11 protein-coding genes are annotated in these 13,738 nt (G+C 59.5%); all 11 read left to right on the top strand.

Going from position 1 to position 13,738, the window contains the following annotated elements; all coding sequences use genetic code 11:
- Positions 1–144 precede the first annotated feature (144 nt).
- The 11 genes from BUB60_RS16765 (at position 145) to BUB60_RS16715 (ending at position 13,575) form a co-directional block, all read left to right on the top strand.
- Positions 145–1,458, top strand: coding sequence for an aconitase X (locus BUB60_RS16765; RefSeq protein ID WP_073078107.1), 1,314 nt, complete (start codon positions 145–147; stop codon positions 1,456–1,458).
- Positions 1,459–1,462: 4 nt separating this feature from the next.
- Positions 1,463–1,867 (top strand): aconitase X swivel domain-containing protein, encoded by a 405-nt coding sequence (locus tag BUB60_RS16760; protein ID WP_073081617.1) that lies wholly within the window; start codon positions 1,463–1,465, stop codon positions 1,865–1,867.
- A 19-nt stretch (positions 1,868–1,886) separates the two neighbouring features.
- Positions 1,887–3,122 (top strand): FAD-dependent oxidoreductase, encoded by a 1,236-nt coding sequence (locus BUB60_RS16755; RefSeq protein WP_073081614.1) that lies wholly within the window; start codon positions 1,887–1,889, stop codon positions 3,120–3,122.
- A gap of 37 nt (positions 3,123–3,159) precedes the next feature.
- Positions 3,160–4,197: a uroporphyrinogen decarboxylase family protein gene (locus BUB60_RS16750; protein ID WP_073081609.1), complete on the top strand. Its 1,038-nt coding sequence runs from the start codon at positions 3,160–3,162 to the stop codon at positions 4,195–4,197.
- Between the two features lie 92 nt (positions 4,198–4,289).
- Positions 4,290–5,498, top strand: coding sequence for a substrate-binding domain-containing protein (locus BUB60_RS16745; protein ID WP_073081606.1), 1,209 nt, complete (start codon positions 4,290–4,292; stop codon positions 5,496–5,498).
- A 185-nt stretch (positions 5,499–5,683) separates the two neighbouring features.
- On the top strand, positions 5,684–5,773 hold the full coding sequence (locus tag BUB60_RS16740; RefSeq protein WP_073081602.1) for a potassium-transporting ATPase subunit F: 90 nt from the start codon (positions 5,684–5,686) through the stop codon (positions 5,771–5,773).
- Positions 5,770–7,458: a potassium-transporting ATPase subunit KdpA gene (gene kdpA / locus BUB60_RS16735; RefSeq protein WP_073081599.1), complete on the top strand. Its 1,689-nt coding sequence runs from the start codon at positions 5,770–5,772 to the stop codon at positions 7,456–7,458. Before BUB60_RS16740 ends, kdpA begins: the two co-directional genes overlap by 4 nt.
- Positions 7,459–7,468: 10 nt before the next feature.
- Positions 7,469–9,526 (top strand): potassium-transporting ATPase subunit KdpB, encoded by a 2,058-nt coding sequence (kdpB, locus tag BUB60_RS16730; protein ID WP_073081596.1) that lies wholly within the window; start codon positions 7,469–7,471, stop codon positions 9,524–9,526.
- A gap of 11 nt (positions 9,527–9,537) precedes the next feature.
- Positions 9,538–10,098 (top strand): potassium-transporting ATPase subunit C, encoded by a 561-nt coding sequence (locus BUB60_RS16725; protein ID WP_073081592.1) that lies wholly within the window; start codon positions 9,538–9,540, stop codon positions 10,096–10,098.
- Positions 10,099–10,163: 65 nt separating this feature from the next.
- The gene (locus BUB60_RS16720) at positions 10,164–12,875 is read left to right on the top strand and encodes a sensor histidine kinase (protein ID WP_073081588.1); all 2,712 of its coding nucleotides are present in this window, start codon (positions 10,164–10,166) and stop codon (positions 12,873–12,875) included.
- Positions 12,865–13,575: a response regulator gene (locus BUB60_RS16715; protein WP_073081585.1), complete on the top strand. Its 711-nt coding sequence runs from the start codon at positions 12,865–12,867 to the stop codon at positions 13,573–13,575. Before BUB60_RS16720 ends, BUB60_RS16715 begins: the two co-directional genes overlap by 11 nt.
- Positions 13,576–13,738: the final 163 nt, after the last annotated feature.

Here is a 13,738-nt window from a genome sequence, read left to right as displayed (position 1 = left end):
TACATGGACATGTACCGCAAGGGCATGATCGATATCGACAGCCTTCTGACCCATCGGTTCACCCTGGACCAGATCAAGGAAGCCCTGGAGGACTCCCTGAAGGGGGCACTGAAAAACGTCGTCGTCATCGGGGGAGAGAAATAGATGGGTACAGCGGTCAAATTAACGGACGAAGAAAAACGCGTACTCGACGGCGGAGACGGGGCCATCCCGCAGGTCTGCATGCAGTATCTGGTGGAGATGTGCGAGATCGCCGGAGCGGAAAAGCTGGTGGACCTGGACGGCACGGGGGACCTGCACACGCCGGGCAATCAGCTGTCGCCCTTTTACGGCTTCTCCCTGGAGGAGCTGGAAAAGCTGGCGGCGTCCGGGGCGTACTTCAAGATTCCCACCTTCGCCAACAAGTCCCCCTTCCCGGAGCAGGCGCCGATCCACGGCTGGGAAAACTGCAACATCTGCTCCTATCAGAACAGGGACAACAGGCAGGACGACCCGGCGTTTCATGAAAAGGCCCTGCACGAGGACTTCTTCAGGCTTTACAGGAAGATGGGGATGATGACCTCCCACTCCTGCGCCAATTATCTCACCATGACGTATCTGCCCTCCGTGGGGCAGCACTGCTCCTGGTTTGAGAGCTCGCAGATCCCTTATTGCAACGCGGTGCTTGGCGCGCGCACGAACTTTGACGGTACCTTCGCCACCTGCTTTCTGGGCAAGGCGCCCTACTACGGCATGCATATCACCGAGAACAGGTACGGCACCGTGCTGGTGAAAACGGACCGCCTGATCCAAACGGATATGGAGTGGGACGTGTTCGGCTTTGCCGTGGGCGCGGACGTGGCGTGCGAGGTGCCGGTGCTGACGGGGACGGGGAAACCCACGACGACGCAGTACCAGAAGCTCAACTCGGCCATCCACACGGGGGGCGGTGTGAGCATGTACCACATCCCGGGGAGCACGCCGGAGGCGCCGACGCTGGAGTGGGCGCTGGGGGGCAAAAAGCCGAAGCGTGAGACGCTCATCGGCGAAACAGAATTAAAAAAGGCGTACGACACGCTGAACTTCCACACAAGCGACAATGTGGACATGGTATACCTGGGCTGCCCGCACCTGAACATCGTGGACGTGATGCTTTTGGCGCGGAAGCTGGAGGGCAAAAGGTGCAGAATCCCGCTGTGGATCATGACGGCGCCGTGGCTGTACGACGTGGCGAAGAACCTGGGCTATGCCAAGGTCCTGGCGGACGCTGGGGCGCTCCTCATGTCGGGGGCGTGCCTGGCGGCGATGGGGGCCGTGCCGGAGGGTGTCAGGAACCTGGCCGTGGACACGGCGAAGCAGGCGTATTACATCACGGGGTGCTATCCGGACGACGAGAACAGGCTGCAGGTCTGCTACGGGTCCACGGACGACTGCATCGACGCGGCGCTGACGGGCCGCTGGCACGGGGAATGGAGGTAAGGGCATGAAAAAGATACGCATCAAGGGCCGCTGCGAATATCCTGGCTGCGTGGAGGCGGAGGCGCTGGTGTCGCCGATGCCGCTGCAGGGCTTTGCCAACGTGAGTCCTGGCAGGGGCTATACAACGGAGCGGAACCATCCGCTGTTTAAGGTGCCTTATACGGGCAAGGTCCTCGTCTATCCCTCGCCAAGAGGCTCAGGCGGCTTTATGGCCTACGGCAGAGGGCCGCTGAAGCCGGCGGCGTTTGTACACACGGTGGCCAGTTCCCTCACCGTTTTGTGTGCCCTGGCGGCCCATGTCCCCTGCATGACGGATTTTGAAGAGGACCCCATGGCGTTTATCGAGACGGGCGACATGGTGCTTGTCAACGCCGACGAGGGGTACATAGAGATCACGAAAAAAGACTAGTTATTAAGGGTGGCGCAGAGTGAACGGATATATTGTTGAACGAGAGAAAAAGACAGAGATCACGCGGACGACGGAGGTACTCGTGGCCGGCGGCGGTATTGCCGGCATCGCCGCCGCCATCGCCGCGGCGCGGAATGGGAAAAAGGTCGTCCTGTTAGAGCGCGAGTACGCGCTAGGTGGAATGGCGACACTGGGCCTTGTGACAATCTACCTGCCGCTCTGCGACGGCGAGGGCCGCCAGCTCGTCTTCGGCATCGGCGAGGAGCTTTTAAAGCTCTCCATCGCCCACGGGGCTGAGGCCAATCACCCCCACGCCTGGCTGGACGGCGATAGCCTGGAGGAGCGCATCAAAAACCGCTACATGACGCAGTTCAATCCGCATTTGTTCGCCCTCCGGGCCGAAGCGCTGCTCCTGGAGCTCGGCGTCACCGTCCTGTACGGGACGCTGGCCTGCGCGGTGACGACCGAGGGTGGAGCCATCACCTCCGTTGTCGTTGAGAATAAATCGGGCCGCTCCGCCATTGCGGTCGAATCCGTCATCGACTGCACGGGCGACGCCGATATCTGCCATCTGGCCGGCGCCAGGACGGCGCTGCATGACGGCGGGAACGGTCTCGCCAGCTGGTATTACTATTTCAGCGGCGGAAAAGTATCCCTGAAGATGTTCGGCCTGGCCGACGTTGTACCGGGCAGGGCTACTGAAAGGGAAGCCGGCGGGGAACAAAACGGCTTTGAAGCGGTGAAGGTCGAGAGCCTCGATAAAAACGTCCGGTTTTCCGGCGTCGACGGGGAAGAGCTCAGCCGCGCCGTTATCGCAGGGCACGGCAAGATGCTTGAGGATATCATGTCGCACCGCCGGGCAGATGAAGCGTTTGTCCCCGTAACGATATCGACGATCCCGCTGGTGCGTATGTCACGCCGGCTCGTGGGCACGTACACACTGGACGAGACGGAGAGCCGGAAATTCATGCCCGACAGTATCGGCATGACGGGCGACTGGCGAAAGCGCGGCCCGGCATACGAGCTCCCATTCAGGGCGCTGTACGGGACCGAGGTCAAAAACCTTTTGGCCGCCGGGCGGGATATCTCCGTGACGGACGCCATGTGGGACATCACCAGAGTGATCCCGCCCTGTGCCGTCACGGGGGAAGCCGCGGGCATGGCGGCGGCCATCGGCAGCGATTTCGCCCGGCTGGACGTGGCGGAGCTCCAAAAACGCCTGACCGCTCAGGGCGTGAAGCTCCACCTTGACTAAAGAGACAAAAATTGCGTGATAAAAGGAGAGATAAGGATTGCCGAAATCGAAACTGTCACCAAAGGAGAACTATCTGCGCCTGACCAGAGGAGAGCTGCCGGAGTACGTGCCGATCTACACCATGGGCTTTCCGGGCTACAACGACGAGGTCGCCTGCAAGATCGTCGGGCCGTCGCTGTTTGACGAGACGCATATCACACCGGCGCCCACCGGCCGCTATGATATCTGGGGCGTCAAGTACATCGCCAACCAGGAGACGAACTTTGCGTGCATCCCGGAGCCGAATAATTTTATCCTGGACGATATCACAAAATGGCATGAGGTGATCAAAAAACCGGAGCTGCCGGACGTGGACTGGGAGAAGCTGGCGAAGGCGGACTGCGAGCGCGTCGGGCTTGACCGCGCCAAATCCGCGGCGATGGGCGTCATCGGGCTGATGCCGTTCCAGCAGATCATCGCCTTTATGGGCTTCAGCAACGGGCTGATGGCGATTTACGAGGAGCCGGAGATCTTTGCGGAGCTGCTGAATTTCATGGTGGACGTGTATATGCCGATCGTGCAGGCGACGGTGGATCATTACGACGTGGATCTTTTGTACCTGCTGGACGATACGGCCACGGCGTTCAGTCCGTTCATCTCGCCGGAGCTGTACAGGAGCATCCTGAAGCCGGTCTATATGCGCCTGGCAAAGCCGGCTATGGACAGGGGGATACCGCTGCAGTTCCACAACTGCGGCCGCTGCGAGGATTTTCTGGACGACATGCTGGACTTCGGCGTGAAGATATGGGACCCGGCCCAGACGATGAACGATCTGGACGGCATCAAGAAAAAGTACGATAAAAAGCTGGCTTTCGCCGGCGGCTATAAATGGGCGCCGCCCGCCTCCTGGCCGGATGTGGACGAGGAGGAGATCCGGCAGACGGTCAGAGACTGCATCGATCGCTATGCGCCGGGTGGAGGCTTCGCTTTCTATGGCTCCGCGCTGGGCAAGTATGGCGACACGACGATTGAAAAAACCAACAAATGGATCAAAGAGGAAGCTTATATGTATGGGAGGGATTACTATATTAAATAAGCATTGCCGTTACCGGCAATGCTCCGCATGAGTTTGATTAAAGTAGCAGCAGAACCTGATCCAATGCTATAAAATTATAAGGAGGATATCTTATGAAAAAGGCAATCTCGGTTCTTCTCGCGCTGCTCGTAATCTTTTCCCTTTTCGCGTGTTCCGGTCAAGGCAGCGGTTCGTCGGCTTCCGCCTCGCCCAGCACCCCGGCGGCGTCTCCGTCTCCCTCCGCTGGAGCGGCCTCTTCGCCCTCAGCGCCGGCAACCTCCGACGTCTCGGCCAACGCAGATAAACTTGGGTTCTTCAGCGACGGCGTCGACCCGCATTCACGAAAAACATACAATCTCGTTTTTGCTTATCCGTATACACTGCTGCTGTTTCAGAAAATGGCCGACGCAATCAATCAGTTCTCGGACAAGCTTAATTTCAACAAGCTCACCACATCCACCGGCGAAAGCGATATGGATTTGTTTATTCAGAACCTCGAGACACTGAATGGACAGGACGTGGACGGTTACATTGTTATCATCGATCCCTCAACCAAGGAGCGTATCAAAGAGGTTCTGGACGAATTCGGGGTACCCTACATAGGCCTGTTCAACTCCGTGAGAGACAACAACGGCAGTGAGATTGTGCCCTGCATCGGCCTGAATCAGGAGGAAGCAGGCGCGACGACGGTCCAGTGGCTCTTTGACAACTATAAGACATACTGGGGCGACGTGGACATGTCGAAAATAGGTCTTTTGAATTTTACATTTTCGGTCAGCAGCGATTTGAATGACCGTGCCATCGGCGCCGAGGCCAAATACAAGGAGCTCGTTAAAAACGAGAATGTCTATACGGTCGACGGCGTGGTCGGGGATAAGAGTGCGCAGACAGGCTATAATCTCGCCTCGGCGACCTTTGCCGGACATCCGGAAATTCAGTACTGGTTTGTGGCCTCCTGCCTTGAAACATACGCACAGGGCGCCGCCCGCGCCGCCGATACGCTGAGCCTCAATAAGAACACCCTGATTACCGACGTGGGCAGCGATGTTCTGACGACCGAGTGGGATACGAACTATGAGGGCTGCTGGGTCTCCTGCCTGGCCATTTCCAACTATCTCTATGCGGCGCCGACAATATGCGGGCTCATCGCGATGATCGACGGCAAGGCCACACCGGAAACCTTGTGGTCCGGGCTTAAGCTCCCGACCGATAAGACCGCGTTCTATGCCACGGCAAACGAGATGATTACGAAAGACACCTACAAGGATTATTTCAACGAATACGCGCAGCTGGCCGGGGCCCCGCTGCCGTACGCCGACTAGCAGCGCCGCATCAGACAATATAAAGAACGGCACCGCGCGCCATAAAACGGCGTGCGGTGCCGTTCTTTATCATTTTTATATAATCTTTATATCAGCGGCCTACTCCTTCACGCCGGCTTTACGAGGAAATAATTATAATGGGAATCGTACATAGTATAGTTGCCTGTAAGAAAGGGAGTGGTTTTATGGGTGTTGTCCTGATTATTGTTGCGGTTATTGCGGCAGCGCTGCTCGGCTATCTTTTTTATGTCCTGTTCAGAGGTGAGCGCATATGAGCGACATTCTGATCTCGGATATATTCTTTATCCTGCTGCTGGTCGGCCTGTCGATCCCGCTCGGTATTTACATTTATAAGGTGATGACGGGTCAGCGCGTCTTTTTGACCCATGTATTCTCGCCCTGCGAGAAACTCATTTACAAAATGATGGGCGTGCGCGGAGAAAGCGAGATGACGCCGAAACGCTATGCCGGAGCTGTTCTGGCCCTGAGCGGTCTGGGGCTCGTAGTCGTTTTTCTCCTTCAGCTCCTGCAAAACCTTCTGCCGCTCAATCCGGAGCATATGAAAAGCGTACGCTGGGACCTGGCGCTGAACACCGCGGTCAGCTTCGTCACAAACACCAATTGGCAGGCCTATTCGGGTGAGACGACGCTTTCATACCTGACGCAGGGCCTGGGCCTGACCGTGCAGAATTTCCTGTCCGCGGGCGTCGGAATCGCCGTCCTGTTCGCGTTGCTCCGCGGCTTTGTCCAGAGGAAGCAGATCACCATCGGCAACTTCTGGCGGGATCTCGTGCGTGTGACGCTGTATGTTTTGATCCCCCTGTCCCTCGTCCTGGCCGTTTTACTGGTGTCCCAGGGCGTGGTGCAAACACTCAGCCCTTACGTACAGACGACGGCGCTCGAATCCGGCGCCGCCCAGACGATCCCTCTCGGCCCGGCGGCCAGCCAGATCGCCATCAAACAGCTCGGCACGAACGGCGGCGGCTTTTTCGGCGCCAATTCCGCTTTCCCATTTGAAAACCCCAACGCTTTTTCGAATCTGCTGCAGCTGCTCTCCATTCTGCTGATACCCGCCGCGCTGTGCGTTTCTTTCGGTAAGGCGGTCAGGGACAGCCGGCAGGGCCGGTCGATCTACGCGGCGATGCTCATTTTGTTTATTCTCTGCCTTGCCGGCGTCACGGCCAGCGAGCTTTCCGGCGGGCCGGTATACGGTGGTGTTACGACTGCCGGCAGCATGGAGGGCAAGGAGGTTATTCACGGCGTCGGCACCTCGGCGCTGTGGGGGACGGCGACGACGGCGGCCTCCAACGGTTCCGTCAACGCCATGCTCGATAGCTTTACGCCGCTGGCTGGTATGGTGCTCCTGTTCCTGATGCAGATCGGCGAGGTCGTCTTTGGCGGCGTCGGCAGCGGCGTTTACGGCATGCTGGCGTTTGTCATCCTCACCGTGTTTATCGCCGGGCTGATGGTTGGCCGGACGCCGGAGTACCTTGGCAAAAAGATCGAGCCGTTTGACATGAAAATGGTCTGTATCGTCGTGCTGACACCCGCGCTTTTTATCCTCTTTGGCACTCTGGCGGCGGTTTTGATGCCCCAGGCCGGCACGTGGCTGACAAATACCGGCGCCCACGGGTTTTCTGAAATCCTGTATGCTTTCTCATCCTTCGGCGCGAACAACGGCAGCGCGTTTGCCGGCTTCAACGCCAACACCGTTTTCACCAACGTGACCGGCAGCATCATCATGCTCGTCACGCGGTTTGTTCCCATGGTCGCCGTTATCTATCTGAGCGGCAATCTGTCGGGTAAAAAAATCGTGGCTGCCGGAGAAGGCACGCTGTCGACAAGCAACGCGCTCTTTGTCGGGCTCCTTATTGCCATCGTCCTGATTGTCGGCGCGCTGACCTTTTTGCCCGCGCTGGCGCTGGGCCCGATAGCCGATTACTTTACAGCCGTGAGATGAGGTGGAATTTATGAAAAATAAAGGCTCGACATCAAAAGCTTATCTGGACGCGATCGGCCAGTCCTTTAAAAAGCTCGCACCGGGCATCCAGCTTCGTAATCCCGTCATGTTCGTCGTCTATATCGGCGCGTTTCTCACAACGGCGCTGTGGATACTGACGTTTGCGGGAATACGGGACGAGAGCGCCGGCTACACGCTGGCCATCGCGCTGATCCTCTGGTTCACGGTCCTGTTTGCCAACTTCGCCGAGGCCATCGCTGAGGGACGGGGCCGCGCCCAGGCCGATACGCTCCGGAAAGCCAGGAAAGATGTGGGGGCCAGAAGACTGCGCTCCGCCTCCAATATCGACGATTACGAGGAGATGCAGTCCAGCGCCCTGAAAAAAGGCGATATCGTTTATGTCAAAGCCGGCGAACAGATCCCCATTGACGGCGAGGTCGTCGACGGCGCCGCCTCCGTGGACGAGAGCGCCATCACCGGGGAATCCGCCCCCGTCATCCGGGAGTCCGGCGGTGACCGCAGCGCCGTGACCGGCGGCACCACGCTTGTCTCCGACTGGCTCATTATCCGCGGTACCGCCGACCCCGGCGAGAGTTTTCTGGATAAGATGATCGCCATGGTGGAGGGCGCCTCCCGCAAGAAGACGCCCAACGAGATCGCGCTCCAGATTTTGCTCGTGACGCTCACGATCATCTTCCTCGTCGTCTGCGCCACGCTGCTGCCCTTTTCGGACTTTGCCAGCAGGCAGGCCGGAGCCGGCAGGGCCGTCTCCCTCACCAATGTCGTGGCGCTGCTGGTCTGCCTCGCGCCGACGACGATCGGGGCGCTTTTATCCTCCATCGGCATCGCAGGCATGAGCAGGCTCAATCAGGCAAACGTCCTGGCGATGAGCGGCCGCGCCATTGAGGCCGCCGGGGACGTGGACGTCCTGCTGCTGGATAAGACGGGCACGATCACCCTGGGTAACCGTCAGGCCAGCGAATTTCTCCCGGTGGAGGGCGTTTCCGAGCAGGAGCTGGCCGACGCCGCGCAGTTGTCCTCCCTGGCCGACGAGACGGCCGAGGGCCGGAGCATCGTGATCCTGGCGAAAGAGCGCTTCAATATCCGGGGCCGCGACATGTCCGCCCTCAACGCGGATTTCATCGAGTTCACGGCAAAAACGAGAATGAGCGGCATCGACTATCAGGGTAATGAGATCCGCAAGGGCGCCGCCGACGCCGTGAAAAATTACGTCCTCGGCAAAGGCGGCACTTACCCCGCGTCGTGCGACAGCATCGTCAAGGAGATCGCCGGCAAGGGCGGAACGCCGCTGGTGGTCGCGAAAAATGGAATGGTGCTGGGTGTCATCTACCTGAAGGACATCGTGAAAAACGGTGTCAAGGAGCGATTTGAGGACCTTCGGAAGATGGGTATCAAGACCATCATGATCACCGGCGACAACCCCATGACCGCCGCCGCCATCGCCGCCGAGGCCGGCGTGGATGACTTTCTGGCCGAGGCCACGCCCGACGCCAAGCTGAAGCTCATCCGCGACTATCAGGCCAAGGGCCATCTCGTCGCCATGACCGGCGACGGCACCAACGACGCGCCGGCCCTGGCCCAGGCGGATGTGGCCGTGGCCATGAACTCCGGCACTCAGGCCGCCAAGGAGGCGGGCAATATGGTCGATCTTGACTCGAGCCCCACGAAGCTTATCGACATCGTGCGTATCGGCAAGCAGCTCCTGATGACACGCGGGGCGCTGACGACCTTCAGCGTCACCAACGACATCGCCAAATACTTTGCCATCATTCCCATCCTGTTTTTCGGGATTTACCCGCAGCTGAGCGTTTTGAACTTCATGGGCCTCACCAGCACGGCCAGCGCCATTTTATCGGCAATCATCTATAACGCCCTGATCATCGTCGCGCTGATCCCGCTCTCCCTGAGGGGCGTCAAGTACAGGGAGACGTCCGCGGGCAATCTTTTGAAAAGAAACCTGCAGATCTACGGTCTGGGCGGCATCGTCGCTCCGTTTATCGCCATCAAGCTGATCGACATGCTCCTGACCGTCAGCCATATCGTGTGAGGTGAAAGACAATGAAAAGATTCTGGAAAGCGCTGCGGCCCGTGCTGGTCTGCTTTCTCATCATGACAGTCCTGTGCGGCCTTGTTTACCCCGGCGTGGTGACGGCCATTGCCCAGGCGGCCTTCCCGGCTCAGGCCAACGGCAGCATCGTGACGGTGACGCTGAAGGACGGGACAAAGAAAGAATACGGCTCGGCGCTGATTGCGCAGGAGTTCACGAAGCCGCAGTACCTGATTGGCCGGCCGCTCGGCGCGACGAACCTGAATCCCGCCGGCGCGGACGAGAAAAAGAAGGTACAGGAGCGTATTGCCTGGTGGCACGGGTTTGATCCGGCGAATACGGCGGATATCCCCTTGGACCTTGTCACGGCCTCCGGCAGCGGCGTTGACCCGAACGTCTCACCCGCCGCGGCGGAATATCAGGTGGCGCGCATCGCAAGAGTCCGGGGCCTCGGCGAGGACAGCGTCAGAGCGGTGATCGCTGAATACACCGCCGGCAAATTCCTCGGCTTCTGGGGCGAGCGTGCCGTCAACGTCCTGAAGGTCAACCTGGCGCTGGACGGCTTGATTTAAAAACCGCAAAACGATATATTTAAGGCGGAAAATCGTATTCCCGTCTGATCGCTGAGGTGAATTAAATGACAGAGGACTATGACGGCCGCCCCGACCCCGACGCGCTGCTGGACAGCATTCTTTCGGAGGAGCCGACCCGGGAGGGGACGTTGAAGATATTTTTCGGCTACGCCGCGGGCGTCGGGAAAACGTACGCCATGCTGGACGACGCCCGGGAGCAGCGGCGAAACGGCGCGGACGTCCTGGTGGGGTACGTGGAGCCGCACACGCGCCCCGAGACGATGGCGCTGCTGGAAGGCCTGCCCGTTCTCCCGCCCCTGACGGTGCCCTACAGGAACATCGCGCTCAGGGAGTTCGACCTGGACGCCGCCCTCCGGAGAAAGCCGGAGCTTGTCCTCGTCGACGAGCTGGCCCACACCAATGCCGAGGGTGTCCGGAACAGAAAAAGATATCAGGACATCGAGGAGCTTTTAAAGGCCGGCATCAACGTTTCGACGACGGTCAATGTCCAGCATATCGAAAGCCTCAACGATATCGTCCAGAACATTACGAAGGTCCAGGTGCGGGAAACGGTCCCGGACTACGTGTTTGACCGGGCGGACATGGTCAAGCTCATCGACATTGAGCCTGATGAGCTCCTGCGGCGCCTTGAGGAAGGGAAGATTTACCGCCCGGAGCGGGCTGAAACCGCCATGCGGAATTTTTTTACCAGGGAGAACCTCCGCCTGCTCCGCGAAATCGCCATGCGCAAGGCCGCCGACCGCATCAGCCACGTCAACCAGAGTGAAAAGCGCATGGCCGGCAAAATGGCAAGCACCAAGCTGCTTGCCTGCATCGGGCCCTCGCCGTCGTCGGCAAAATGCATCCGCTGGACGGCGAGGACGGCGGAGGCTTTTCACGCCCCGTGGGTGGCGGCGTACGTTGAGTGCCTGGAGAACAGGGAAGTCACCGAGGAGGACAAAAAAGACATCCGGGCGAACATGGACCTGGCCGAGGAGCTGGGCGGAGAAATCGTGACGCTGAACGGCGACACCCTGGCCACCGTGATCGCCGGTTACGCCAGGATGTCCGGCATCACCAATATCGTCATCGGGAAGAGCCGAAACAAAAAAACGCTCTTTAACAGATTTGACGCGGATTTGGAGGATAAGCTCATCGCGCTGATCCCGGGGATTGAGATTCATATCATCCCGGGAAACCTACCGGCGCGGGCCTATAGGAAGACGAAACGGCGGCGGGTGCAGCGGCCGAGCCTGTCCTTTTCCTGGGCGGACACGCTGAAGACCCTCGCCTGTCTGACCGCCGCGACGCTGTTGAGCTTTGTCCTCCGGGCACTGGATATCGGGGATCAGAACCTTGTCATGGTATATATCCTCTCCGTGCTCGCCGCGTCGAGAATGACGGCGGGGTACTTATACGGCGTGGTGGCCTCCGTCATCGGCGTGCTGGCGTTCAATTTCTTCTTTACCGTGCCCTACTATACCTTCAACGCCATACAGCCGGGGTATCCGATCACGTTTCTGATCATGCTGCTGGTGGCGCTCGTCACCAGCGCGATGACGGTGCGCATAAAAACCCAGGCGCAGCTGGCCCTGGAGCGCGAACGCCGCACCGAGGTCTTATATGAGATCAATAAAAAGCTCCTTGTCACAAGGGGCACCGAAAACATCACGGCGCTGACAAACGATTATCTGACGGCGCTGTTCGGCCGCTCCTCTATTTTTTATACCCAGGACCCGGCCACAAACGCCGCCGGCGCCTTCCGACAGGCCGAGTCTGCGCCGGACGACGCGTTTCTCCTGTCCGAGGACGAGCGCGCCGTGGCCCATTGGGTATTTCTCAATCTCAAAAACGCCGGAGCCGGGACGGACACGCTGATGGGCGCGGGGGGCTTTTATATGCCGGTGCTTGCCCAGGGCAAAATCCTGGGCGTTATCGGTCTCTCCTGCAGGACGGAGAGGCTCAGCCAGAGCAAGCGGCTGTTTCTGCAGATGATCGCCTCCCAGGTGGCCATGGCGCTGGAGCGGCAGCGCCTGTCCGACGAGCAGCGCAGAATCCTGGTCGACGCCGAAAAAGAAAAAATGCGGAGCAATCTGCTCCGCGCGATCTCGCATGACCTCAGGACGCCGCTCACCTGTATTTCCGGTTCCAGCGCCGCGATTCTGGAAAGCGGCGACGCGCTGGATAAAAAGACGCGGGATCAGCTCCTGGCCGACATCAGGGAGGAATCCCAGTGGCTGATCCGATTGGTGGAAAACATCCTGTCCGTCACCCGCATCAAGGACGGCACGGCCAGCGTCTCAAAAGTGCCGGAGGCGGCCGAGGAGGTCGCCGCCGAGGCCGTCAGCCGCCTCCGGAAGAGATTTCCCGGCAGAAAGATCAGGGTCAAGGTCCCCGAGGAGCTTCTGCTCGTCCCCATGGACGCAACGCTGATCGTGCAGGTGCTCATCAACCTGCTGGAAAACGCCGTGAAGCACTCGGGAGACGGCACGGAGGTGGACGTGGTCGTTCGAAAGGCCGGGAACGACGCGGTCTTCGAGGTGCTCGACAACGGCGAGGGCATCGCCGAACGGGACCTGCCTTACGTTTTCGACAGCGGCGTGTCCGAAAGAAAGCGCAGTGCCGATGCGTCCCGGGGCATGGGCATCGGTCTGTCCATCTGCATGTCCATCATCAAAGCTCACGGCGGGAAAATGGAGGCGGCCAACAGGAGCGGGGGCGGCGCCGTCTTCCGTTTTACACTCCCGCTGCCGGAGGAGCATCGCCATGGAGAATAAACAGCTTGTCATGATCGTGGACGACGAGGACAGCATCTGTCATTTCATCTCCGCCGTCCTGACGTCCAACGGCTTTAACGTGCTCAAGTCGGCCACAGGCCGGGAGGCCGTATCTCTGGCGGCCTCCCGCTGCCCGGATCTGATATTGCTCGACCTGGGCCTGCCCGACATGGACGGGCTGGAGGTCCTGAAACAGCTCCGGCAGTGGACGGTGCTGCCCGTCATTGTCGTTTCCGCCCGAGGCCTCGAGCGTGAAAAGGTCGAGGCGCTGGACCTGGGCGCGGACGACTATATCACCAAACCCTTCGGTACCGCCGAGCTGCTGGCCCGCATCAGGACGGCGCTTCGGCACAGCCGCAGGACGGGGAGCGCGGCCGCGCCCGAGGCCGGCAAAATGACGATCCGGGAGCTCGAGATCGATTATGACAAAAGACTCGTGACGCTGGCCGGAAAAGACGTCCACCTGACGCCGATCGAATATAAAATCATCGTCCTGCTGTCAAAGTACATCGGGCGGGTTTTGACCCACGACTTCATCATCCGAGAGGTGTGGGGCCCGTATACGGGCGACCACGCCAATGAGGTACAGGCCCTCCGCGTCAACATGGCCAACATTCGGCGGAAGCTGGAGGAGAACCCCGCGGAGCCCCGTTACATCGTCACCGAGGTCGGCGTCGGGTACCGCATGACAGAAGAATAAATAGCGCGTCCCCGCCGTCAGGCGGGGACTCAGCTTGTCGAAAAACCTGCCTGAAGAGGGCAAAGCCTCGCAGAGTTTGCCGCCGGAGCAGCAAATAAATTCAAAATCGTCACGCAGGAGGACATGCGCCTCCGGAGTGACACTTCTCATGCAGCGCGCGGCT

The sequence above is a fragment of the Sporobacter termitidis DSM 10068 genome, from assembly GCF_900130065.1.
GTDB classification, from domain to species: domain Bacteria; phylum Bacillota; class Clostridia; order Oscillospirales; family Oscillospiraceae; genus Sporobacter; species Sporobacter termitidis.
Note: the sequence above shows the minus strand (reverse complement) of the source record. Positions and strands in the feature narration are given on the sequence as shown.

Bases quoted from the DNA above. Each gene is read 5' to 3' on its own strand.
- kdpA (WP_073081599.1), top strand. From the start codon at position 5,770: ATGAGCGACATTCTGATCTCGGATATATTCTTTATCCTGCTGCTGGTC.
- BUB60_RS16760 (WP_073081617.1), top strand. From the start codon at position 1,463: ATGAAAAAGATACGCATCAAGGGCCGCTGCGAATATCCTGGCTGCGTG.
- BUB60_RS16740 (WP_073081602.1), top strand. From the start codon at position 5,684: ATGGGTGTTGTCCTGATTATTGTTGCGGTTATTGCGGCAGCGCTGCTC.
- BUB60_RS16720 (WP_073081588.1), top strand. From the start codon at position 10,164: ATGACAGAGGACTATGACGGCCGCCCCGACCCCGACGCGCTGCTGGAC.
- BUB60_RS16725 (WP_073081592.1), top strand. From the start codon at position 9,538: ATGAAAAGATTCTGGAAAGCGCTGCGGCCCGTGCTGGTCTGCTTTCTC.
- BUB60_RS16745 (WP_073081606.1), top strand. From the start codon at position 4,290: ATGAAAAAGGCAATCTCGGTTCTTCTCGCGCTGCTCGTAATCTTTTCC.
- BUB60_RS16765 (WP_073078107.1), top strand. From the start codon at position 145: ATGGGTACAGCGGTCAAATTAACGGACGAAGAAAAACGCGTACTCGAC.
- BUB60_RS16715 (WP_073081585.1), top strand. From the start codon at position 12,865: ATGGAGAATAAACAGCTTGTCATGATCGTGGACGACGAGGACAGCATC.
- kdpB (WP_073081596.1), top strand. From the start codon at position 7,469: ATGAAAAATAAAGGCTCGACATCAAAAGCTTATCTGGACGCGATCGGC.